The organism is Finegoldia sp. P1-F-LS (genome assembly GCF_052932205.1).
Genome location: NZ_JBRFJH010000011.1, coordinates 1 through 24,890 on the forward strand (window position 1 = coordinate 1; position 24,890 = coordinate 24,890).

23 protein-coding genes and 1 other annotated feature are annotated in these 24,890 nt (G+C 35.2%); of the genes, 11 read left to right on the forward strand and 12 right to left on the reverse strand.

What is annotated here, in order from left to right; translation table 11 throughout:
- The 7 genes from ACU68Y_RS07880 to ACU68Y_RS07910 all read right to left on the reverse strand — a co-directional run.
- Nucleotides 1-3,955: Rib/alpha-like domain-containing protein (locus tag ACU68Y_RS07880; RefSeq protein ID WP_446755752.1), on the reverse strand; the 3,955-nt coding region annotated here is incomplete at its 3' end.
- Nucleotides 3,956-4,155: 200 nt separating this feature from the next.
- On the reverse strand, nt 4,156-4,365 hold the full coding sequence (locus ACU68Y_RS07885) for an AbrB/MazE/SpoVT family DNA-binding domain-containing protein (RefSeq protein ID WP_002841311.1): 210 nt from the start codon (nt 4,363-4,365) through the stop codon (nt 4,156-4,158).
- Nucleotides 4,366-4,393: 28 nt separating this feature from the next.
- Nucleotides 4,394-5,233, reverse strand: coding sequence for a metal ABC transporter permease (locus tag ACU68Y_RS07890; RefSeq protein ID WP_304141121.1), 840 nt, complete (start codon nt 5,231-5,233; stop codon nt 4,394-4,396).
- The gene (locus tag ACU68Y_RS07895) at nt 5,227-5,898 is read right to left on the reverse strand and encodes a metal ABC transporter ATP-binding protein (RefSeq protein ID WP_002841220.1); all 672 of its coding nucleotides are present in this window, start codon (nt 5,896-5,898) and stop codon (nt 5,227-5,229) included. The genes ACU68Y_RS07890 and ACU68Y_RS07895 overlap by 7 nt, the downstream gene beginning before the upstream one ends.
- Nucleotides 5,899-7,215 carry a metal ABC transporter substrate-binding protein gene (locus ACU68Y_RS07900; RefSeq protein WP_002839781.1) on the reverse strand — a complete coding sequence of 439 codons (1,317 nt, stop codon included), beginning with the start codon at nt 7,213-7,215 and terminating at the stop codon, nt 5,899-5,901.
- 66 nt (nt 7,216-7,281) lie between these two features.
- Nucleotides 7,282-7,953 carry a ZinT/AdcA family metal-binding protein gene (locus ACU68Y_RS07905; RefSeq protein ID WP_316450783.1) on the reverse strand — a complete coding sequence of 224 codons (672 nt, stop codon included), beginning with the start codon at nt 7,951-7,953 and terminating at the stop codon, nt 7,282-7,284.
- 362 nt (nt 7,954-8,315) lie between these two features.
- The gene (locus ACU68Y_RS07910) at nt 8,316-8,441 is read right to left on the reverse strand and encodes an LDCC motif putative metal-binding protein (protein ID WP_002841281.1); all 126 of its coding nucleotides are present in this window, start codon (nt 8,439-8,441) and stop codon (nt 8,316-8,318) included.
- Between the two features lie 182 nt (nt 8,442-8,623).
- Here ACU68Y_RS07910 and ACU68Y_RS07915 point away from each other — a divergent pair, with 182 nt between their 5' ends.
- The 11 genes from ACU68Y_RS07915 (at nt 8,624) to ACU68Y_RS07965 (ending at nt 17,355) form a co-directional block, all read left to right on the forward strand.
- Nucleotides 8,624-9,028 carry a helix-turn-helix domain-containing protein gene (locus ACU68Y_RS07915; RefSeq protein WP_002839810.1) on the forward strand — a complete coding sequence of 135 codons (405 nt, stop codon included), beginning with the start codon at nt 8,624-8,626 and terminating at the stop codon, nt 9,026-9,028.
- Between the two features lie 3 nt (nt 9,029-9,031).
- The gene (locus ACU68Y_RS07920) at nt 9,032-9,574 is read left to right on the forward strand and encodes an ImmA/IrrE family metallo-endopeptidase (protein ID WP_012290248.1); all 543 of its coding nucleotides are present in this window, start codon (nt 9,032-9,034) and stop codon (nt 9,572-9,574) included.
- A gap of 10 nt (nt 9,575-9,584) precedes the next feature.
- Nucleotides 9,585-11,003, forward strand: coding sequence for a Y-family DNA polymerase (locus tag ACU68Y_RS07925; RefSeq protein WP_446755753.1), 1,419 nt, complete (start codon nt 9,585-9,587; stop codon nt 11,001-11,003).
- A complete protein-coding gene (locus tag ACU68Y_RS07930) occupies nt 10,993-11,328 on the forward strand; it encodes a hypothetical protein (protein WP_002839767.1) in 336 nt (111 codons plus the stop codon). The genes ACU68Y_RS07925 and ACU68Y_RS07930 overlap by 11 nt, the downstream gene beginning before the upstream one ends.
- Nucleotides 11,329-11,330: 2 nt before the next feature.
- Nucleotides 11,331-11,630: a DUF5960 family protein gene (locus ACU68Y_RS07935; RefSeq protein ID WP_002841241.1), complete on the forward strand. Its 300-nt coding sequence runs from the start codon at nt 11,331-11,333 to the stop codon at nt 11,628-11,630.
- 95 nt (nt 11,631-11,725) lie between these two features.
- Nucleotides 11,726-11,952: a binding site (T-box leader), on the forward strand.
- Nucleotides 11,953-12,003: 51 nt separating this feature from the next.
- Entirely contained in the window at nt 12,004-12,540 is a 537-nt protein-coding gene (locus ACU68Y_RS07940) for a 2-oxoacid:acceptor oxidoreductase family protein (protein ID WP_446755754.1), read from the forward strand.
- Entirely contained in the window at nt 12,521-12,814 is a 294-nt protein-coding gene (locus ACU68Y_RS07945) for a 4Fe-4S binding protein (RefSeq protein WP_035111237.1), read from the forward strand. Before ACU68Y_RS07940 ends, ACU68Y_RS07945 begins: the two co-directional genes overlap by 20 nt.
- Entirely contained in the window at nt 12,811-13,956 is a 1,146-nt protein-coding gene (porA, locus tag ACU68Y_RS07950; protein WP_446755755.1) for a pyruvate ferredoxin oxidoreductase, read from the forward strand. Before ACU68Y_RS07945 ends, porA begins: the two co-directional genes overlap by 4 nt.
- The gene (locus ACU68Y_RS07955; RefSeq protein ID WP_446755756.1) at nt 13,949-14,842 is read left to right on the forward strand and encodes a thiamine pyrophosphate-dependent enzyme; all 894 of its coding nucleotides are present in this window, start codon (nt 13,949-13,951) and stop codon (nt 14,840-14,842) included. Before porA ends, ACU68Y_RS07955 begins: the two co-directional genes overlap by 8 nt.
- Complete coding sequence (locus tag ACU68Y_RS07960) at nt 14,835-16,190, forward strand: phenylacetate--CoA ligase family protein (RefSeq protein ID WP_446755757.1); 1,356 nt, start codon at nt 14,835-14,837, stop codon at nt 16,188-16,190. Before ACU68Y_RS07955 ends, ACU68Y_RS07960 begins: the two co-directional genes overlap by 8 nt.
- Before the next feature lies 1 nt (nt 16,191).
- Nucleotides 16,192-17,355, forward strand: a complete 1,164-nt coding sequence (locus tag ACU68Y_RS07965; RefSeq protein WP_446755758.1) for a pyridoxal phosphate-dependent aminotransferase — start codon at nt 16,192-16,194, stop codon at nt 17,353-17,355.
- Between the two features lie 434 nt (nt 17,356-17,789).
- Here the strand turns inward: ACU68Y_RS07965 and pepD are convergent, their stop codons facing one another.
- From pepD to ACU68Y_RS07990, 5 genes are all read right to left on the reverse strand, one after another.
- Nucleotides 17,790-19,205, reverse strand: coding sequence for a beta-Ala-His dipeptidase (gene pepD / locus ACU68Y_RS07970; protein WP_446755759.1), 1,416 nt, complete (start codon nt 19,203-19,205; stop codon nt 17,790-17,792).
- A gap of 84 nt (nt 19,206-19,289) precedes the next feature.
- The gene (locus tag ACU68Y_RS07975; protein ID WP_002837491.1) at nt 19,290-20,501 is read right to left on the reverse strand and encodes a DUF819 family protein; all 1,212 of its coding nucleotides are present in this window, start codon (nt 20,499-20,501) and stop codon (nt 19,290-19,292) included.
- 231 nt (nt 20,502-20,732) lie between these two features.
- Nucleotides 20,733-21,986 (reverse strand): L-cysteine desulfidase family protein, encoded by a 1,254-nt coding sequence (locus ACU68Y_RS07980; protein ID WP_446755760.1) that lies wholly within the window; start codon nt 21,984-21,986, stop codon nt 20,733-20,735.
- A gap of 96 nt (nt 21,987-22,082) precedes the next feature.
- Nucleotides 22,083-22,583, reverse strand: coding sequence for a DNA-deoxyinosine glycosylase (locus ACU68Y_RS07985; RefSeq protein WP_446755761.1), 501 nt, complete (start codon nt 22,581-22,583; stop codon nt 22,083-22,085).
- 21 nt (nt 22,584-22,604) lie between these two features.
- On the reverse strand, nt 22,605-23,915 hold the full coding sequence (locus ACU68Y_RS07990) for an MATE family efflux transporter (RefSeq protein ID WP_446755762.1): 1,311 nt from the start codon (nt 23,913-23,915) through the stop codon (nt 22,605-22,607).
- Nucleotides 23,916-24,890: the final 975 nt, after the last annotated feature.

Sequence of the window (24,890 nt, forward strand, 5' to 3'; positions counted from 1 at the left end):
AATTTTTGATGTTGTCTGTCAAGTCGTATGTTTTGCCGAATTCCACAATTTCATCAATTGCTTCAACTGTTGGTATTGGTGTGATTACCGCTGCTTGTTTTTGTATGATAATTTTTGATTGTACTTCATCAACAGATCGGTCGGAATATTTTACGATTATCGTTGTGTCTATATTTCCAGAAGTTTTTGTGTCTGGTTTTTCTTTGAATTCAAATGTTGTATCAGCAGGCATTGCTTCTGAGTTTTCAACCAAATCTTTTGCTTCAATACTTTCTCCTTCTAGGATTTTTATTTCTTTACCAGTTGGCTCGTTTGTTTCTGCAAGTGATTTATTCACAACGACTTTTACATTGACAATTCTCGCCTCGCCATTTTCGAATGTCACTTTGATTTTTCCGATGTAGTTTCCAGATTTGTTTGTGTTTATCGCATCTTTTTCTGTGATGTCTGTAACTTTCGCTCCAGTTGGCAAGTTTTTGATATTATCTGTCAAGTCATAAGTTTTTCCGAATTCCACAATTTCATCAATTGCTTCTACTGTTGGTATTGGTGTAATTACCGCTGCTTGTTTTTGTACGATAATTTTTAATTGTACTTCATCAATTGAGCCGTCACTGTATTTTACTATTATTGTTGCATCAAACTTTCCGGCAGTTTTTGTGTCTGGTTTTTCTTTGAATTCAAATGTTGTATTGTCTGGCAAATCATCTGAGTTTACAACCAAATCTTTTGCTTCAATACTTTTTCCTTCAAGGATTTTTATTTCTTTACCGGTTGGCTCGTTTGTTTCTGCAAGTGATTTATTCACAACGACTTTTACATTGACAATTCTAGTTGCACCATTTTCAAATGTGACTTTGATTTTTCCGATGTAGTTTCCAGATTTCCTTGTATTTATCGCATCTTTTTCTGTTATGTCTTCTACTTTCGCTCCACTTGGCAAATTTTTGATGTTGTCTGTCAAGTCGTAAGTTTTTCCGAATTCCACAATTTCATCTGCTGCTTCTACTGTTGGTATTGGTGTAATTACCGCTGCTTGTTTTTGTATGATAATTTTTGATTGTACTTTATCAATTGAGCCGTCTGAATATTTTACGATTATTGTTGTGTTCAACTTTTTAGCATTTATTGTGTCTGGTTTTTCTTTGAATTCAAATGTTGTATCAGCAGGCAAATCATCTGAGTTTGCAACCAAATCTTTTGCTTCTATCGTTTCTCCTTCGAGAATTTTTATTTCTTTACCTGTTGGTTCATTGACAGATGCTTGTGTTTTTGTTGCATTTGCGATTATTTCGACAGAATTTTCTATTTTTTCTCCTGGATTGACTGTCCAATTTATCGGATTTTTGTAGTTGTTTTTGTTTTCAGGATTTATTTCCACTTCTGGATAGTAATCTGCAGCCAAGCTCAACCCTTTTTTAATATCGTAGATTGTTTCTTGCTTTAATTGCACCCCTTCTCCTGCTTTCATTGTAACTCTGACATATCCTTCAGGAGTTTGTGCGCTAGGATTTTCTTTGCGATTTATAATTTCAGGAAGTGAATTGATTTTTATAGTTGTGCTTACATTTTCAGTTGTATCATCCATGTAAGTGACCTTAATATTCAAATCAATCGTCTTGTCCGCATCGGATTCTTTCGAGTTGTAAGTTATTTCGCCAGTCTTTTCATCGATGACAATTTCTTCTGTTGCTAAATCTACGAGTTCAAATTTTTTGACAATAGGTTGATCTAAATTTTCCGATTTATTCAAATCATTAATAAATTTTGGCGCATTAATCACAGCCGTATTACCAGGATTTACAACAGCACCCTCATATACAGGGGTGAATTTGACATTATCTTTTGCTTTTTTCACAATAAATGTGGCACTTGCTGGCAGTGTTCTGTTATCTGGCGCAAATTCAATTCTAACCTCATTACCTGCTTTGATTTTGATTTTGTTTTTTACTTCAAATTTCCATCTACCCCAACTATCGGATCTAGTTTCTGTTATATATTCTCCATTTATATGAATCCAAACTTTTCCTTTTCCTTCTGCTGTTCCTTCGATATATTTTGCCGATTCATCAATTTCATCAATTTTATGAATTACAGGTATTTTAGTTGCCCTTGCGGTGAAAAATTTGTTTTGATAAATTACTACTTTTGATAAATCTACATCATCATAGTAGTAACTCTTTTGATCTTTGGTATTGTCGTACCAATGTGGATTTGCATAGTCATTTTTGAATTCTTCTTTTAGTGTTGGTAAAACCAAATCAGGATTTTTAGGTGGATGTTTTTTTAAAATAAAATCCGCTTTAAATTCTCTGAAAACAACATAAGTTCTGTCAAAATAAGACTTACCATCTTCTCTTAATATATCATTTATCTTTTCTTCTTTTCGTAAAGTTACAAGTCCAAATCTAACGAATTTTTCTCTAGATCCTTTTGTAGGCATTTCTGGTGGAGCCGCATTGACGCATAAGTCTGTAACATCTTGACCATTTGTAACAAAAAGAGGAACGAAACAAACTTCATCCGGATCTTTAATTCCATTTAAAGAAGGCGGAATAATGTAATCCCAGTAATCTTCTCTTGTTGAAGGACCAACTTCCCCTCTATACCAATACCAGTATTGATGATTTTTGTCGATAGAATCAGTTTCTACTTTAATATCTTTATAAATTGTAGATTTTGCTTTTTTTCTTTCAACAAATACAGTAATTTCTTTATCTCCAATTGTTGCATCTTCAAGCTTAATTGATCCGTCATCTTTTGTCGCGACATCTTTTCCTATTAATTTTTTTTGTTTTTCTTTCAGATAAACTTTTCCTATTTTTTCATCCTTAATTTTGAACGTCACTTTTTTATAATCTTTTTTCAAATTAAGCTTGTATCCATCTGAATCGTATGCAGGCTTTGAATTGTCAGTTTTTCCGTAATAAACATAGTCATTGGCCTTATACTTTGCGTAAAAATTCAATCCATCTTTCGTGCTTTCTCCAATTACAGATTTGTCTTCAAATTTAGAGGTAAGATCCACAATATTATCCAAACTAGAATTGTCCGACCAACCTAAAAATGGGTGCTTTTCATCTCCACTATTAGCCGTCAAATTTTGATAAACACTTTTACCATCTATATCAGTAAAATTCTTAACGTCCTTCCAAGTGGCAGATTTAAGCACCCAATAAGTCCTTGTTTTTATTCCTTCTATTTCATTGTTGTTTTCAACTTCGTTATTATCTTTATCTAAAATTTTTCCATAATGCAAAGTTCCATCATTTTCCATAAAAGATGCCGCATTAAAATTGAGGCTCAAATAATCAGAAACATCCTCAGGTTTTGTTGCTGTCACGATAGGTTTGTCTTGTGTTTTCGAAATTTCCTTATCGTCAACCTTCCACACAGCATACACTGTTTTGTTTGCAGTTATGTTTTGTAAAATATCTTCTTGTGCTTCAGTTGCATCAGGACTATTAGCCCAACCTACAAATATTTTTCCAGCAAGAGTTGGAGTTTCAGAAAATGTCACATTTTCTCCTGCATTTACAGTCGACGTATTATTTTCTGTGTCGAATTTCCCACCATTAGCATCAAAAACAACCGTAAATTGTTCTTTATGTACAGGATTTTCTTCCATTTCTTTCACATTTTCAGTAGCCATTAATTCCTTTTTATTAACTGATTCTACTTTTTTTGTGTCTATTTTTTCGTCAGAAATATCCTCAGAATTTTTTGGAGTTTTTTCTTTTGTAGAAATTTCTACTTTTTCTATAAATTCTACAAATTGAGCAGAAGAATTCGTATCAGTTTCTGCGAACGAAACGTTTCCTCCAATCAAAAAAGCATATCCTATCAAACAAGATACAACACCAATGCTAAGTTTTCTAAGAGCATACCTAGGTTTTTTGTTGGAACATTTGGCTCTTTTTTCAGCAATAACTTTACCAAAAATCTTGTTATTCATCGTTTTACATCTCCTTTTGAATATTTTTTGATAGCAAAATTTAAACGATAAGTAGCGTTTAGTTAGTTTGATATATTTATATTGTTTATAACACGCACTACTATTTATATAGTAGCATATTTAACTTCAAATTCAATAGATTTTATTAATTTTTTGCATGAAAAAAGAACTATCGTAAATTTTACAATAGTTCTTGTGGTTTATTTGTCCTCGTGCAAAGCATCGATTGTATCGTCAGTCAATCCCTTCAATTTTTCGACGTAGTTTGCATCGTGATTTTTCTTCGGAATCAAAATTATCCTGTCGTTTTCAAGTTCCAATTCAAATACATCCTTTTCTCTGAGGTCGTATTTGCGCATCAAAATATCTGGTATTGTAATTTTGTTTCCTTTTTCTATTTCAAAATTCATATTTTCCTGCCTTCTTGTAATCTTATGTTTACTTTATTTTAGCATTATTTTGTGAATTTGAAAAGTTTCTCCTATTTGGTTGTTTGATTTTTGAATATGCTACGAAAACTATCATTCCTATAACTGCATTTACTACAATTGCTCCTCCCGGTTTGATGTCAAATTGATATGACTGAACTATTCCCAACATCATATACAAAACTCCTAAAATTATTGTAATGATGTATGTTTTCTTGTAGCTTTTTGCGATAATAAGAGCTGTTGCTACTGGAAGCACTATCAAAGATGTCACCATCAACGCGCCAACTATTTTCACTGCAAGTGCAATAGTAATCGCAGATAACAAAGTAAATATTGCATTAATTCGATTTACTTTTACACCTGCAAGACGAGCGATGTTTTTGTCGATTGAAATCGCCAATAATCCTGCGTATTGCGATATGGATACCGCTAAGATTAATACGAAAATCACCGAAATATTAATCACATCCATATTTGTCACAGAAGATATACTTCCGAAAAGATAAGATTCAAATGAATTTCCGCCTGGAGCAAAATCGGATAATATCGCTGCAATTCCAAGTCCTGTACTCATTATAACAGCCGTTGCCATGTCTCCATATTGTGGGAATTTTTTTCTGATTAATTCTATTAAAAATGCCGCTACAACACAAACTATTGCAGAGCCTAATAATGGATCAAATCCCAAAATAAGTCCAAGCCCAACTCCACTAAGAGCTGTGTGAGAAAGCGCATCTCCTATCATGGATGTTTTACGATTAACCATGATAATTCCAATCATCGGAATCATTATTGCAAGCATCAATCCAGCTATCAATGCTTTTCTCATAAACGCAAATTCTAGCATTTTACAAGCCTCCCTTCAATCATTTCGTATTGAGTTCTTTCAATATCCAAAGCCTCAATTTCTTTTATTTCGTGAGTTACCATTATTACAGTTATGTTGTACTCCTTATTTAATTTCGCAATTGTTTTTATAAATTTTTCTTTGTTTTCCTTGTCAACACCTGCTGTAGGCTCATCGAGTATCAAAAGTTTCGGCTCGTTAATCATTGCCCTGCAAATCATTGCTCTTTGTTGAAGTCCTCCCGACAATTCATTTACAGGACGATTTATATATTCTTTCATTCCCATTTCTTCCATAATTTTTCTAGCTTTGTCGTAATGTTTTTTTCTTGCAATTTTAATTAGCCCAAAATCTTCATACAAATTCAATGTCACAAGCTCCAAACAAGTAATTGGAAACGCAATTTTATTTACAATATTTATTTGCGGAACATACCCTATATCTCGGTAGCTCTTGTAATCTTTAATATTTTTATCCAAAACCTTGATTTCACCGTCATCAGCCTTCAACTCTCCCAACATTAATTTCAATAAAGTTGATTTGCCGCTTCCATTTCCTCCCAAAATTAGAGCCATCTCTCCTTGACTTATCTCTAAATTCAAATCTTTAAGCACCAAATCTTCATTATAACCAAAGTTTAAATTATTTATAGTTACTGCATTCATTTATACACCTGCCTTTTTCATAGATTCGTATAAGTTTTTCAAATTCATCTCAATTAACTCGATATATCCTTGATTATTGTCTTGTTGTTCTTTCGTTATAAATTCCATAGAAGCCAAAGGCTTTATATCTCCTCCCAATTCTTCCGCTAAAGTCTTGGCTTCTTTTGGTGGTTTACCGTATTCATAAAAAACCGTAGTAATGTTTTTTGTTTTTGCAAAATCCACAGCCTTTTTTATTGTTTTAAGACTAGGACTTTCCATACTTGTAAGCCCTTCTAATGGATACTGAGTAAGTCCAAAATCCCTCGCTATATATGCATAAGCGTAATGTGTTACCAAAAAGCTTTTGTTGTCTAATTTACTAAATTTTTCTTTGTATTCTGCATCAATATCTGTCAATTTATCAACGTATTTCAATTTGTTTTTGTGATAAATTTTCTTATTGTCTGGATACTTTTGTATCAATTTATCTTGAATACTATTCAAATATTTCTTTGCATTTACGACAGATAACCATGAATGTGGATCGTAAGTTATCTTGTCAAACCCTGATGAAGAACCTTCCATTACAGGCTTTAATTTGCCCTCATCTTGAAGCAATTTACCGTTAGTATCTTGTAAATAATACGGAAGCAAATCTTCGCTTATTCTGTCCGATACGAAAATCCATTTGCCATCATCTTTTATGTTGTAAAATATTTCTCCCGATTCATGACCCATTTCAAGGCCATATACTTTTCCTTCTTCTACATCAAAAGTATTTTTTTGGTGAACAATCTCACCTTTTTGATTCATAATTTCCTTTGCTTTTTTGACTAATTCTTTCTTGTCTTCTCCATTGTCCTTGAAGAACGCAACTCTCATAATATCTTCATGAGTGTGCCCAAAATCTATTTTGCGTTTTCCTTTTGTTAAATCCAATCTTGCCATATATTGAAAATCGCCTCTAGCAGCAGCTCCTTTGTATGTGATTAACTCTACAGAATCCGACAACTTCAAAATATCCAAATTAGGCAAATTCTCGTGTACCTTGTCTACCCAATGTTCCATATTCGCTCCGTTTACTACCAGCAAATCTGCCTCGGCAAGTTTTTTCATATCCTTGGCAGATGGCTCCCACAAATGAGGCTCCTTATCCACCGGCATGAAAGTTCTCACCTCTACAGTATCTCCCGCAATCATCTTCACCAATTCATGCACCGGAAAAAAAGATGTGTAGATAACAGGCTTTCCTGAAGATTTCTTCATATGATTGGAACATCCTGCAAACAAAATCATGCACAAGACTAATAGAAAACTCAACAGTCTTTTTTTCATTTAATTCTCCTTTTCAAAATAAAAGGACAGGTTGTCCCTGTCCTTTGTCAATTTCATATTCAAACCTTATTCTTCGATTTCTCCGATAATTTGTTTATCAGTTGTGTTTGGTTTTACGAAAGTTGGGAACCATCCTTCTTTTGCAAATAATTCATCCTTGTCATTGCCATATCTCATGTGGAAATGTGTCAATTCTTCTTCGCCGTGAATTGGCATCATTAATAAAACTTTATATTTCGCATTAGAATCCACAGCTTCGAAAACATCCCATTCTAGCATATGTGATCCGTGTTTTACAGCCTTTTTTTCTACAAATTTGTACTCAGTCTCTGCGATTTTTTCTCCATTTTCTGAAGGAATTTTGCTTGTGAAAGTAATTTTATTTCCTTCGATTTTCAATCCATTGAATTCACATTTTCTTTTTTCAAGATAATCTGCTTTTGCTTTTTTCTCATCAATATTTTCTTTTTTTGCTAAAGTTTTGAAAGCACCTTGAACTTCTGGCTTTTCCAAATAGCTTCCCATATTGTTCCATTCTCCAGCCCAATCAGACAAGCTTACTTCTTCTTTTTTGTCCTCAGTTTTTTCAGTAGCGTTGTTGTCTTCTTTTTTGTCTTCTTGTTTTTGTTCAGCTTGTTTTGTGTTTTCTTTCGGTGCATCTTTTTGTGCTCCACAACCATTCAGCAATAACGCCGCTGACATCACTCCAACTATAGCCATCAATTTTAATTTATTCATATCAATACTCCTTATTTATATTTGTTAGTAGAACAATACATACAGTTATTAATATCCCAAAACAAATTCGAATGCATCCTAATTTTATTAATTAATTAACTTATTACAATAAAATCTTATTTTTAGTCTAATCATTCTATTCAATTTTAAATATGTAATAAGTTTTTTGAGAATTAAAAACTTATTTAGTTGCAAATTACGTCTAATCCGCAAAACCTTTTGTAAAAATTTATCATACTAACTTTATTCAAACAAATCATACCATTATTTTTTTGTTCTGTCAATAATGATAATCATTTGAATTTAAAATTTTTTAAAATTAAAAAATCGGACTTGAATTACCAAATCCGATCTGTGATATTCTATTTATCTTGTTTATTCATTGTGCAACAGTCCAATCTTTCTTCTCCGAAAGTATTTTTATTTTCGTTGCCCAATTTTTTTAAAAATTCTTCAAAATTTTTCTTTATTTTATTAAAAATTTTCATTTAATCACTACCTTTTTAGTTTCAATGTCAACTTGTTTACATCTTTATTATACATCTATTGAGTTTTATTTTCAAATTCTACAAAAAATTTGACGTGATTAGAAGTTTAAATTATAATATTAGTAGTTACAGTTCATATATTTTGTATTTGAACTTCTAATTTTATTTATGGAGGAAATCAAATGAGCTTTGGTTCAAAATTAAAACAACTTAGAGAAGACAGAGGTCTCACTCAGACAGAACTTGCGGACAAGCTTGGTGTTACTTTGAAGACTATAAGCAACTACGAAACAAAAGGCACTCGCCCACGTACGCAAGATATGTACAAGAAAATCGCCGAGTTTTTCAATGTTGACATCAATTTTTTGTTGACTGTTGAGGATAATTTCGTGCTAGATTCTGCTAAAAAATTCGGATATTCTGGTAAGAAAGATGCGGAGAATTTGGTGGATAATTTGTCGGGGCTTTTCGCTGGAGGTTCTCTTCCTGAAGAAGACAAGGACAAACTTTTCAACGCGATTGCTGAAGCCTATTACGAAGCCAAGTTGGAGAATAAAAAATACGGAAAAAACAAGAATAAAAGGTAGTTTATGTACAATAGATGGATATATGATAAGGTAAATAATTTGGTTGAAAAATACCACACCAGAAATCCCGATGAGCTTTTGGATTTATTGGGGATTAAGCTTCATTATATCGATAGTCCGTCCAAACTTTTGGGAGTGTATCAGGTAATCCTTCGAAACAGGGTTATTTTGATTGCTAACAACATTGGAAGTTTGAAAAAAATCGTATTGGCTCACGAGATTGGCCACGACCAACTCCACAGGCAATACTGCATTGATGGTCACGCTTTTCACGAGAACAAGGTGTTCAATCCTACTGATGTTTTTGAAAATGAAGCGAATATTTTCGCGGCTCATCTTTTGATTTCGGATGAGGATTTGATCAAGACGATGCGCGAGTACACTGACGACAAGACTATGGCATACAAGCTAGGTGTGGATATTAATTTGTTGAATTTGAAAATATCTGAGATGGTGAAGCTGAACAAGTTTCCCACAGATATTTGCTATATTGAAAATCCAAAATCGACTTTTTTGGAAGATTACAGTCCGTTGGATGACGAGTAAGGAGGTTGTTATGGGACTTATAGATTACTCTTTGGAGCCAAAATCTGATATTGCTTTTGTGGATATCAAAAGTTTTTATGCAAGTGTAGAATGCGTCAAGAGAAATCTGAATCCCTTGACAACTTCTCTTTGCGTTATGAGTAATTCCGACAATGCGAGCGGATTAATTCTCGCAAGCTCTCCCACTTTCAAGAAAGTTTTCGGGAAGAAAAACGTCGGTAGGGCTTTTGATTTGCCTTTTCACGTCCACAATAGGAAGTTTAACTTCCAATCGGCTCTCAGACAGAATTTACCCATCACCGATTCATATGTAAATTATATCGAAACTTGGGCGAAAAACACCGTCATCGTTCCTCCAAGAATGGCTTTGTACATTGAAGAAAATTTGAAAATCCAGAAAATCTTCATGAATTACGCAGCGAAAGACGAGATTCTTCCCTACTCTATCGACGAGGGATTTATCGATTTGACAACCAGCTTGAATTATTTCGTTCCTGATACAAAAATATCTCGCAAGGACAAATTGGATTTGATATCTTCTAGAATTCAAAACGAAATCAGAAACAAAACTGGATTATATTCTACTGTTGGAATGAGTAATTCCAATCCTCTGTTGGCTAAGCTTGCGCTGGACAATGAAGCGAAGAAAACTGTGAATATGAGGGCAAATTGGTCGTATGAAGATGTTGAAGAAAAAGTGTGGAATATTCCAGATTTGACAGATTTTTGGGGAATCGGCGAAAGAACGAAACGAAGGCTGAATAAATTGTGTATTTTTTCGGTGAGAGACCTAGCAAACTCCAACCCCGATATTTTGAAAAGAGAATTTGGAATAATGGGCGTACAGTTGTGGTTTCACGCAAATGGAGTTGATGAATCCAAGGTCACCCAACCTTATAAGGGGAAATCAAAAGGACTTGGCAATTCGCAAGTTCTTCCCAAAGATTACTCCAAGAAAAGTGAAATCGAAATAGTTCTCAAAGAAATCGCAGAACAAGTTGCAATTAGAATTCGACGAATCAAAAAGAAAGCGACTGTGGTGTCGATTTACGTTGGATATTCCTTAAAAGAAAACAAAAAATCCATCTACGCCCAAAAAACCATCTCACCTTCCCAATCAACTGCGCAGCTCACGAAACACGTCATGGAGTTGTTCCACCAAAAATATCAGGGAGGATCTGTAAGAAGACTTGGTGTTAGCTACGAAAATTTGGTGGACGAAGCATGCATATCTTTTTCACTTTTTGAAGATATTGAAAAAATAGAAAAACAGAAGAATTTGGAATCTGCAATCGATGAAATCAGAGACAAATACGGGTTCACTTCCATTCAAAAAGCGACATCTCTCATGGAAGGATCGCGTGTAATCGAACGAAGCAAGCTAATTGGTGGTCACTGCGGCGGAATGGACGGTACTTATGATTATTAGAAATTATCTTCCCTACAAATCAGCAAGGGAATATTGCGACAGAAAAATGGCGAAATGGATGGGATTTTTCCTATCAGAACACACAACAGCACTACATTCGATGACTGAAAATGTAAACGTTCAATCGTTGGGTGCGAGTAGTTTACTTTTACTGATAAGCCAAGCTTATCTGAATGATTTCACAGTTGAAATCTTCGTTCACAGCAACAAATCATACGTCGGGACAATATACGATTTTTTCGAAGACAAGATATATTTTGAAATAGACAATCAAATGATAGAAATAAAATTCGATGAGATTTTGAACATTAATTTGATGGAGTAGTTATGAATACATTACACAAAAACACATTTCAATTCGATTATTTTTCGGACAATTTCATAGCTTTTGAGAAAGATTTTTACAAATACGCAAACATCAATATTCCTCTGGCTTTTTTGACAGACGACATTTTGGAAAACATGATCTCCACTAAAAATAATTATTTCAGGGTAAATGCAAAAAATTGCAAAGACAACCTGGACCACTATTTTATTTTCAGGAAAAATTTCGTAAAAGAAAACAAATCCATAATTCTCTTTCAATATGTCGGCCACAAATCACAAACGGAACTTAAAAATTTATGAGATAATCGTTAAATTTACTTGTAATGTTTTATTTTTTTATAAATTTTTCAAAAAATGCTTGACAATATTTTTTTCGGATTGTATAATGATTAAAAATCAAACCTTCGGAAAAGAAGAGTAGTCATAAATAGATTTTACAGAGAAGCTCTATTTGGTGAGAGGAGCAAATTGATGTTATGGTGAACATGGTCTTTGAGGGGACAGTTCGATATTAGGACTGTACGGCAACTTCCGTTATCATGAGTTAGAGCTTGATGGAGCTTGAAGTGGTGTATTTTTACATACACAAAAAAGGTGGTACCGCGGATATTTCGCCCTTTCTATTAGAAATAATAGAAAGGGCTTTTTTTATTACAAAAATTAGGAGGAGATTATGATTGAAATAACTTTTAGAGGAAGAGGAGGACAAGGAGCATTCACTGCATCTAAAATAATTGGAAATGCATGTGTGAAACAAGACAACTTGTACTCGTTGGCTTTCCCAACGTTTGGTCCAGAAAGAAGAGGCGCTCCTGTTAGTGCTTTTACAAAAATAGATACGAAAAAAATCGAAGACAGAACTCAAGTGCAAAACCCAGATTATTTGGTTATACTAGATGAATCGCTGTTCGATGTAAATGAATTAAAAAATCTTAAAGATTGCACAGTATTCATCAATTCTTCAAAAAAATTTGAAGAAAAAAATGTGATTTCTGTCGATGCAACCAAAATCGCTTTGGATATTTTACATAAGCCGATTACAAATACTGCAATGATCGCAGCACTGTTTTCCAAATTCGATGTCATCGATAAAAAGAGCATTGTAGAAAGTTTCAAAGATAATTTGTCGCCATCAGTCGTGGATAAAAACGTAGAATTATTCGAAGAAGTTTTGAAAGAGGTGAACGAAAATGAAAAGACCAGAGCTTAAACAATTCAACGGTTTTGAAAAAATCGAAGATTATCCTTTGGGAACATATTACGAAGCGGGTTTCCTTACAGTTACCAACGATTCGTACCGAAGTTTTGATTATTTCATTGACAAAGACAAATGTAAAAACTGCTTGGAATGTTACTTGTATTGTCCAGATGGAACGATTGAAAAACAAGACTCATACGTTAGTATAAATCAAGATTTTTGCAAGGGTTGTGGAATTTGCCAGAAGATTTGCAGTTTCGATGCGATAGAAAGGAGGAGCAAATGAGAAGATTTTTATCGGGAAACGAAGCTGTAGCACAAGGCGTTAGATTATCGAAACCAAACGTAATTTCGGCGTATCCTATCACTCCACAAACTACAGTGGTTGAAAAACTATCGGAAATAGTAGAACAAAAACAGCTCGATGCAAGATTTGTTCATGTTGAAAGTGAACACTCTGCTCTATCTTGTGCGATTGGTGCAAGTGCCATCGGAGCAAGAACTTTCACAGCAACAAGTTCACAAGGACTGTTGTACATGGCAGAATGTCTTCCCTACGCAGCTGGCGGCAAATTCCCTATCGTGATGGTGAATGCGAATCGTTCAACTGCACTTCCTTGGAATATTTTCGGAGACCAACGTGATTCGTTGTCGCAACTTGATAGCGGTTGGATTCAAGTGTACGTTGAAGATGCACAAGAAGCTTTGGATACGGTGATTGAAGCTTATTACATAGCTGAGCACAAGAAAGTCTCCACTCCAGTGATGATTAACTTGGACGGATTTGACCTTACACACACTTATGAACCTGTAGATGTTCCAGAAAACTGTGATGTGGATAAGTTCTTACCGAAATTTGAAACTGAAAACAAATTCGATGTCAATCATCCGAGAAATTTGGGGTTTTCAGTGGGGCCAAGTGATAATTTGGAATGGAAAATCAGAGAAAACAAAGCTGTTATAGATTCGTTGGAAATAATCGAAGAATCCAGAGTAAAATTCAAACAGATTTTCAACAGAGATCATGGTGGTGTGATTGATTCCTACAAAGTTGAAGATGCAGATTATGTTTTGATTTCTATAGGATCAATTTCTGGATTAATCAGAAGTGTAGTCGATGAATTAAGAGAACAAGGTGAAAAAGTCGGATACTTGAAGCTAAGATACATCAGACCTTTTCCAACAGAAAAATTGAGAAACGAACTTCAAGGTGCTAAAAGAATCGGTGTTTTGGAAAAAGATATTTCGTTCGGACATTTCGGAACTGTCTACACTAACGTGAAATCAGTCACAGACATCGATTCACAAAACTTCGTAGGAGGACTTGGAGGACGCAACATCACAAGAGATAACATCAAGGAGATTTTCGAAAAACTGAAACAAACAGGCGAAGAACTTAATTTTATAGGAGCGAAGTGCAATGAGTAACATAAATAAACGAACAATTACACAAGACGAATATTTTTACGGACACAAAGCATGTTCTGGTTGTGGAGCAGCACTTGCAGTTAGAATCGCTTTGAAAGTTCTCGGAGAAAGAGCAATCTCGGTTCTTCCAGCAGGTTGCATGTCGGCAGTTGGATTTAATTTCCCACAATTAGCTTTCAAGAACAACTCGATTATTTCGACGTTCGCTGGAACAGGCTCAATGCTTTCTGGAATTTACGAAGGAGCGAAATCTTTGGGGATTGAAGATTTGCAAATTGTTGGATTTGCAGGAGACGGTGCTACGGCAGATATTGGATTTCAAACATTATCTGCTGCAATAGACCGCGGTGACGATGTAATCTACATTTGCTACGACAACGAAGCCTACATGAACACAGGAATTCAAAAATCGTCCTTGACACCATTTGGCTCATCGACAACTACAACACCTGCAGGAAAAAACATCCACGGAAACACTCGAAACAAGAAAAATATTTTCGATATAATCGCAGCCCACGACATATCTTACGCAGCCACTGCATCTATCGGCTACATCCAAGATTACATCGACAAGATTGAAAAAGCATCCAAAATCCGTGGAACGAAATACATTCACGTATTGTCCCCTTGTCCAGTCGGTTGGGGTACAAATACAGACGATACCATTGATTTGGCGAAAGAAATCGTGGACAATTGCATGTTTCCATTAGAAGAATACGAAAATGGAAAATATTCCATCAAAGAAATCAAAAATAGAAAATCAGTTCACGATTACATCAGAAAACAAAGAAGATACAAACATTTGACAGATGAAGAAATAGATTTAATTGAAGAAAACACAATCAAAAATTACGAAAACAAACTTAGGAGGGTTTATCATGATTAGAAACAACATTAAAGAAATTACAAAAGAAAAATTAGAAAGTTTAAGAACATCAAAATACTGGGAAGAAGAATTAGAAACATTGAGCCGTGAAGAAATCGAAAAACTACAATTACACGAATTAAAAAACATATTGGTCCACGCTTACGAAAACTCCGAATACTACAGAAAAAGCTTCGACGAAAATTTGTTAGATCCATACGAATTTTCATCACTTGAAGAACTTGCAAACTATCCATTTATCAACAAGAAAACAGAACGTGACACACAACACAAAGGAAGTTTTCTTGGACAAATGGCATGTACAAGTGAAGACGACGTAGTGTTCATCTCCGCATCTTCAGGATCTACCGGAGTTCCTACTATTTCACCATTCACACAACAAGACCTCGACGAATTCCAAAACGTAGAATCCAGATTTTTCTACCAAATCGGAATGAGAAAAAGTGACAGATACGTTCACGCACTCAACTTCTCGCTATTTGTCGGAGGCCCTGATGTAATCGGAGCACAAAATGTCGGCGCACTTTGTATTTGGGCAGGCACAATTCCATCTGAAAAACTATTGAACATAATTGTAAATTACAAACCAACTATAATTTGGACGACTCCTTCTTATGCGTGGTATTTGGGTGAAACTGCCAAGAAACACGGCTATGATCCAAAAGAATTATCGTTGAAGAAAATAATCGTTGCAGGAGAACCTGGTGGATCAATCAATGCCACAAGAGAAAAAATCGAAGAATTGTGGGACGCTGATTTGTATGATTTCTACGGATTAAGTGACATATTCGGAGCGTGTGCTGCAATGTGTGAACAAAAAGATGGACTTCACATCGCTGAAGATCAAATCTTAGTTGAAGTAATCGATCCTGAAACTGGAAAAGTTCTACCAGAAGGAGAAGTCGGAGAATTAGTCTTCACATCTTTGAGAAAACAAGCAAGACCAATGATTAGATTTAGAACTGGAGACATCGGATATGTAAATAAAGACAGATGCAAATGCGGCAGAACATCTACAAGAATTTACATAATCGGAAGATTAGACGACATGTTCATAGTTTCTGGAGTGAACGTATTTCCTTCAGATGTGGAACACGCAATCAGACAAGTCGAAGGAATCACTGGCGAATACAGAATCAGAATCTTCGACAAGAGCTTAAGCACAGCTTATTCTGTTGAAGTCGAAAAGAACGACAACATCACAGATGTAGAAGCTTTAAGAGAAAATATATGGAAAGAACTGAAAGTTAGACTTGGAGTAAAACCTCACGAAATCATCATACACGAAGACGGATATCTTCCAAGACAAACTCACAAAGCAAACAGAGTTATAGACGAAAGACAATAAAATGAAAAACTTATCAAATAGAGCGACAAGTTTCACCGAATCTGTCATCAGAAAAATGACACTTGTCGCCAACAAATACAATTCAATCAATTTGGCGCAAGGATTCCCAGAATTCGATCCGCCAATTGAAATATTAAACAGATTACAAGAAATTTCTCTGATAGGCCCTCATCAATATTCCATAACTTGTGGGGCGAAAAATTTGAGAGAAGCCATCGCAAAAAAACACGAAAAATTCACGGGAAACACCACTAACCCTGAAGAAAACGTCGTTGTGACATGCGGTGGTACAGAGGCAATGATGGCGAGCATGATGGCAATCACCAACCCCGGTGACAAAGTTATCATATTCTCTCCATTTTATGAAAACTACAAAGCCGATGCGATTTTGTCTGGAGCAGATCCAATATTTGTAAAATTAAACCCTCCAAATTTTGATTTTGACATATACGAATTGGAAAATGCATTCAAACAAAATCCCAAAGCCATCATCCTCTGCAATCCCTCTAACCCATCTGGAAAAGTATTCACCAGAGAAGAATTACAAATAATAGCAGATTTTGCAGAAAAATACGACACATACGTCGTAACAGATGAAGTGTACGAACACATAGTTTACAAACCATACGTGCACACATATTTTGCATCATTACCAAAAATGAAAGACAGAACCATCACCACGACATCTCTCTCCAAAACATACTCAATTACAGGTTGGAGACTTGGATACACCATCGCAAACAAAGAAATCACACAATCAATCAAATCAGTGCACGATTTTCTTACAGTCGGAGCAGCAGCCCCACTACAAGAAGCGGCGATAGTTGGACTTAATTTCGGTGATGAATATTACGAAAAACTACAAGAAAAATACACTCACAAAAGAGATATCTTTCTAGGCGGATTAAAAGAAATCGGACTAGACTTCTACTCTCCACAAGGAACGTATTTCGTAATGGTCGACATATCCAAGTTCAACCGCAAATCAGATTATGATTTCTGCGTAGAATTGTCACAAAAAATCGGCGTAACACCCGTCCCTGGTTCGTCGTTTTTCAAAGACGATAACAACGATTATGTGAGATTTCATTTTGCCAAAAACGACGACACATTAATTGAAGCCATCAATCGACTCCGAAAAATCAACGATTTGTTGGTTGACTAAAATAAATCTAGCTAATTTCAAATAAATACTCCTAAGCAATGACCGCGACATTAGTTGCGGTCTTGCTATGTGGTGAAATAAAAAGTAGTTTCACGACAGGCGAAAGTAGAAAACCAGTTTGCACGAATATCTAGACTACGAAAATTTGTGATTTCTAAATCTCAAAATCCTAAAATTTGAAGCACGCTTCGCTTACGCGGTCAAATTTTGGACGGATTTTTTCGATTTGAAATCAACTAAATTTTCTCCGTATTATATTCTTAGCAAAGCTGGTAATCTACTTCATTTCACATAATTACAAATCGCTGGACACAGAAACATGACAGGGACAAGAAAACAAAAAAACCCTTATGCACAAGACAACAAAATCGTCGATTTCTATGCATAAGGGTTTGTCTATCACAATTTTTCTCTGTGATTTATTTTGTCAAAAACTAAAGTCTTTCTAGAAGTGATTTCACAAACTCGTAAGTTCTTTGTGTTGATTCTATTGAAAGTCTTTCCTTAGGACTGTGAACGTCTTTCATAGTAGGTCCTATGGAGATCATTTCCATGTCTGGGAATGTGTCGATAAACACTGCTGGTTCCAATGCTGCATGGACTACTTCCACTTTCATTTCTTTTCCAAACAAATCTTTGTAAGTTTCAAGCGCTAAGTTTCTCAAGTCAGAATCTTTTGCAAATGCCCATGGTTTATAATAATCTTCATTCTTAACTTCAAATCCGTATTTTTCATAAACTTTTGACACATCTTCAGTGTGTGCATCGAAAGTTTCTGGGTTTGAACTTCTAAGAGAAATAGTTACCTTCAACACATCATCTTTTATTTCGAAAATAGCCAAATTGTTGGAGCATTCAACGATATCTGGGTATTCCTTCATCATGCTGTAAACTCCGTGAGGAACTTCTTCGATGAAAGATAGTAAATCTTTTTTGTCATTTTCATCCAATACTTTGTCTGCGTTTTCGCATTTTTCGATTTTAACTCTCATATCTTTATCCAATGGATATTTTGCAATTAAATTAGAAAAATCAACATCGTAATCGTCTTCGTTAGAACTGAACACAACCTTCGCATCTCTTGGAATAGCGTTGTGTTTTGTTCCACCTTCTATACTAACAAGTGCTACAGGAGATTTTTCTTCGATTAACTTCAAAGCTTCACGTGCAAATTTTATGGAGTTTCCTCTTTGTTGGTGAATTTCCATTCCTGAGTGACCACCAAGCATATTATTGATATTCATTACAAAAGTGTTTTTCATTTTATTATCCACATAATTTAACTTTTTAGTTCCTATTATGTTGTGTCCACCTGAACAACCCGACAACAAAATTCCTTCTACTTCAGCGTCAATATTCAAAAGTTTTCTTCCTTTGATGTTTTCTCTCTTCAATGCCCTTGCTCCGACCATTGTAGTTTCTTCATTAGTTGTAACCAACAATTCAAGTGCAGGGTGCTTAGCGTTTTTGTCTTCCATGATTGCAAGTCCAATAGCACTTGCAATACCATCATCTGCACCCAAAGTAGTGCCTTCTGTTTTAACCCAGTCACCATCTACAACAAGAGGAATAGGATCTGTCAAAAAGTCGTGTTCAACGCCGTCAGCTTTTTCTGCGACCATATCCATGTGACCTTGAATTACAACAGCAGGATGATCCACATAATCAGGATGAGCTGGTTTTCTGATGATTATATTGTTGCTTTCGTCTTGAATTGTTTCAAGTCCCAAATCTTTTCCAGTCTTGTACAAAAAGTCACTGACTGCTTGTTCATTTCCAGATTCTCTTGGAATTTTAGTCAATTCTTCAAAATAATGAAACACTCTTTCTGGTTTTAAATTTTCTAACATATTTTCTCCTTTTTTAGTTCAAATTACTGTTCAAACAAACACATTCTTTGAGATTAACCCAAAGAATGTGTTCAAATTTCTAAATTAATGTAACAATATTCCCGAAAGAATACCGTAGTAGTTACCAATTACATAACCTAACGTACCTACCAGAAGTGCAGGAACGATAAGTTCTGTCCAACCTTTAGATACAGCCATTGCTGCAGCGGTAGTTGGGCCACCGACATTCGCATTTGATGCGATGATGATTTCTTCGATATTGAATTTGAAAAGTTTTCCAAATATCAATGAAACTACTAAGTTGATTAGTACAACGATTAATGCAAATACTAATAACAATGGAGATTCTCTTAAAATTAATCCAATTGATGCTGGAGCTCCAATAACTGCGAAGAACAAATAAATCAAGAAAGTACCAATTTCTTGGCTACCTCTGATAGATGAAATTTGTTTAGGAAATGCTGATGCAATAATCATAGTAATTGTTGTCATTAACAAGTATTTGTTTCCCAATAATCCGCCTAAGATAGCACTTACAGCACCTTCACCTTTGAATAAATCTCCAAAAAGTGTAGCTAATTTGTCTGATACAGCTACAATAACAAATGATAATGCAACTGTGAATGCAATATCTTTAAGGGAAATTTCTTTTGCTCCCCAATATTTTGCAGCCATAGTTTTATTAGCTTCCATGTCAGATTCTGATTGTTGTTCCAAAGCATTAACAAGTGGCATCTTGTAATGTTTTTTGATAACAGCCATTGTTGGAAGTGCCATCAATGAAAAGAAATATAAAGCCATAAGTAAGTTATCTGCAACTAATGCAGCTGATACAGTTGCTCCAGGAACCTTGTATTGTTGACTCATTGCAACGAAGTTTACTGAACCACCAGTATAAGTACCCACAAACATAGGAACGATATCATTCAAAGCAGGAATTGCATTTTTCAAAGCAAAGTATGCAACAAATCCACCCAAAATTGTTCCAATACCACTTAATAAATAAATAATTAAAACTCTTCCTGAATCTCTACCAATTTTTTTGATATCAGCGTTAAATAACAACATTGGTACAGCCAAAGGAACTACATAACTCCATACAGCATCGTAAACCGGTGCTTCTGTAGGAATAATTTTAAGGTTTGACAAAATTAAAGTAAAAGTCAAAGCCAAAATACATCCTGTAACCTTGCTTGCCCAGGAATACTTTTGTTCCAAGAATATTGCAAGAGCAGCACATGAAGCCAACACAGCCCAAAGTATCCAAGTACTTTCGGCACTAATAAATGATCCCATAAGAATCCTCCTTCAAAATATTTTATTTAATTAAATTATAATACTACGAAATAAATTATGCAAGTATTTTCCTGATTTAAATCGTCTCGTTTCTATTAATTTAGTACACATTTAATCTGTATTTTACGTGTTTATATTATAATTTACGCCATAAATAAGACTTTATCGTGAAAATGTTTCTATTTTACAAATAAAAAAAAGAGCATCAGCTTAGCCAATACTCCTCATAATTTATTTTTGAATCATTGTGTTAAGCACAATAATATCTGTTTCTTTCATGCCTTCCTTGGCAACATAACCGATGCTTCTGATGGTTTCTTCGATATTGTCTTTTAACAAGCCATCTCCAGCTTCGAAGTTTCGATTGTTCTTTGCCAAATAATATCCCGAAATTCCCGCATCGACAGCTGTTGCGATTTTTGCTGCACAAGATGCTTTTGCACCATCACAAATCATACCAGATGCAATCATCAAGGCATTGCCGATTGTTTTTTCAATCAAATCCAAATCCTTAGTTTCCATGTAACAAATTCCAGCTCCTGCAGCAACTCCTGCGGATGTAACTCCACAAAAAGCTGAAAGTCTACCGATAAATCTCTTGATATGAAGTGCAACTAAGTTTGTAATCAAAAGTCCACGGTACAAAGTTTCGCGGTCGTAATTTTTTTCGTTTGCAAATACTACAAGGGGCATTGTGCAAGTTATACCTTGGTTTCCACTTCCTGCATTAATCACAACTGGAAGGGAGCATCCACTCATACGAGCATCTGATCCTGCTGCAGCTCTTGCCTTGGCTTTTGATCTGATAGAATCATCTTCATCCATCAAAATCTTGCCCATTGCAACTCCCCATTTCCCAGTTAAACCTTCGTCTGAAATTTTTGAATTCAAAGTAATTTGTTTTTCCAACAAATCCTTAACCTCATCCAAATCTACGTTATTCGCGTATTCGAAAATATCTTTTACAGAAAGTTCGTCGTAATTTTCGTATTCTGGAGTGTGAGTGTAGCAATTATCAATATGTATTATCTCGTCGTTTTTTGTAACCTTGACAATATTTGTGTGTTTGTTTTTGATTTCAACATCAACAGTGTTTTCTTTGTCGTCTTCAGCTACAATTTCTATGTCTAAGTTTTCCACGCCTTCTTTTAAGCTAACAGTTATTATGTTTTTTTCCATTAAATCCTTCGCAGCCTTGATGTCATCTTCAGTAACCTTTGACAAAACCTCAAGACCAAGACAAGAATCTCCCGCAACAGTTCCAATAGCAGTCGCAGCTTCAACGCCCTTCATACCATTAGTATTTGGAACAGTAACACCCTTTACGTTTTTAATAATATTTCCTGAACACATAACCTCGATTTTAGTTGGAATATCCCCCAAAACTTCCCTAGCCTTAGCCGCAGCCAACGCAATAGAAATCGGTTCAGTACATCCCAATGCCATAATCAATTCAGATTTTAATAAATCAGTGTAGTTTTTCATTAGTACCCCTTGATAAAAAATAAATTTATAACAATTTTTCCCATACATTAATCATTATAACACTTGAAATATTTCGTTGCAAATGATTTCCAGAACTTATAAATACTCCAAAATAACCTTCCACTCATCCACCAAATCGTCCAACCTGTACCTCGCATTTGCAGGCGATGTCGAAGGAAGCTTCGTGCAATCCACCCCCAAATTCTTTGCGTGATATTTCTCGTAACATTTAAAAGAAGCAGTACCATTGCAAAAAACATGTTTAATATTTGCACAATCCACAATTTCTTTCAAATTGGAAGGCACCACATTTTTGATGCTAGAATCTGATGAGCCAATAATATCGCACTGATAAATCGAATCGTAAACGGCAATATTATGCTCCAACAAAAACTTTTTTCTCTCCTCTATACTAACGTCCAAATCCACATCGAAAAGTTTCTCCATCAACTTCCAAAACCTATTTTGTGGATGGCCGTAGAAAAACCCATACTCCCTCGTCTTCACCGATGGAAAAGACCCCAAAATCAAAATCTTGGAATTCTCATCGTAAAGAGGTTTCAACGGATGAACAATCGTCTCGTAATTTCCTTTCATAAATCCTCCAATCTCTCTTGATTATATCACAGACTTTTCTCTGAAAAATAAAACAATAGCCATCACGCAAACAATAAATTCACTCACAGGATACGCTGCCCACACGCCAGTCATTGCAAAAATCCTCGATAAAATCAAAGCCGTAGGAATAATAATCACAAATCCCCTAGCAAATGAAATCACCTGTGATTTAATTGATCTTTCAGTTGACGTAAAATAAGTCGAAACCACAATATTAAAACCAATGAAAAAGCACGCGACAAAATAAATCTTCATGCCACTCACAGCGTAATCTTGAAGCAAAACATCATTCGCCTTGTTGTAAAATGCAGCTAAAATATCCGCGTTCAAATAAATCACACTGTAAATTAAAATCGACAACATAATTTGCACAACAACAGCATACTTCAAAATTTTCCTCACATTTTCAGCATCGTTCTTTCCGTAATAATGGCTAATCAGAGGTTGAATGCCTTGCGACAAACCAGTATAAATAGCCGTAACCACCAAAGAAATCACAGTAATAATGCTGAAAGCCGCCACCCCGACATTTCCAGAAATCTCTAGAATAATCATATTGAAAGTAAACATCACACTCGCAGAAGTCGCCTCCGTCAACAAAGCAAACATACCCTTCGACACAATCTCTCTAATACTATGGAAATCAAAAATATTCTTGTTCAAATGAAATCCGTTGTTTCTAGAAATAATATACAGCGCAATCACCATCATACTTATAATTGGAGCAAGACCCGTCGCAAAAATTGCTCCGAAAATCCCCATATTCATCGGAAAAATAAACACATAATCCAAAATCACATTCGAAATACTACCAATAACCATCGCAGCCATCGATAACCTTGGATTCCTGTCATTTCTGACAAAACACTGCAAAATATTATTCATAAAAAAAGCCGGCGCAAATAACATCATCACTCTCAAATAAGTATTAGTCATCTCGAAAATACTATCGTCCGCTCCCAAAAACCTCACCAGTTTATCAGAGAAAAACATCCCCGAAATCACAAACAAACAAGCAATGCTAACACCCAAAACCACCGCATTCGTGAAAATAGTATTCGCATCATCATCCATATCCTTACTCTTAAAAATCGAATACTTGATACCACCACCAATACCAATCATCAAACCCATCCCGTTAATAATGCAAAACATCGGAAATGCAATATTAAGAGCCGACAAACCATCCGCTTTTAACCTCCACGACACAAAATAAGTATCCATCAAAGTATAGCAAGAAAAAGCAATCTGCGCGAAAATATTCAGAAAAACATACTTTCCAAACTCGCTCAAAGTCTTGTGATTTCCCATAAAAAACTCCTTAAATAAAAATAAAACGCCCACACACAATAGCCTTTGTGTATGGACGCGTTTCAAACCATGAAATAATTATACCATATCTCGCCCCGTTTGTCGGAAGTGGAGTTAGGAGGGTATGGCGTGGAGCGGGCGTGGAGTAAGTTGTGGATGTGGGTGTGGTGCGTGTGGAGTGTGGATGTTGGTGTGAGTGCGGCGTAGAGCTGAGCGTGGCTTGTAGGGTTGTTAAATAAAGTAGATTAACGAGGTTGCTAATTATGCATTGAAACAAAAGTAAATTACCAGTTTTGCTAAGAATATCATACGGAGAAAATAAGAATAAATTCAAGCGAAGTGAATCGTTAAAAAATCGCACTGTTTGAGCCGAAGGCGAGTTTGCGATTTTAGATTCACAAGCTTAGAATTTATTTATTTGCGTAGTCTAGATATTCGTGCAAACTGGTTTTCTACTTTCGTCTGTCCTTGTACAATGTAGACATCCTGCGATTTTGTTGTTCTGTGAAATAAAAGTAGATTACTAGTTTTGTTAATTGTGCATTGAAACAAACAAAAAAGATCGTAGCTAAATGAGTCATCTGGAAAAAATTGTGTAAAATTCAATCGAAAAAATCCGTCCAAAATTTGACCGCGTAAGCGAAGCGTGCTTCAAATTTTAGGATTTTGAGATTAGAATTTTCTAATTTTTGTAAGCCAGACGAATGTGCTACGACTTTTCTTGTTTTGCATGTCTCTGTAAAATGTAGACATCTTGCGATTATGTGTATTTGTGAAATAAACCAAAAACATCGTAAACAAGCGAATCATTCGAAAAAAATTGCTCTAAATTCAAGCGAAATGAAACGTAAAAAATTGCACTGTCTGAGCGTCAGCGAGTTTGCAATTTTAGTTTCATAAGCGATGAATTTATCAATTTTTGTAGACAGATGAGCGGTTTACGAGTTTTTGTGTTTCGTGTATTCTGAAACTACC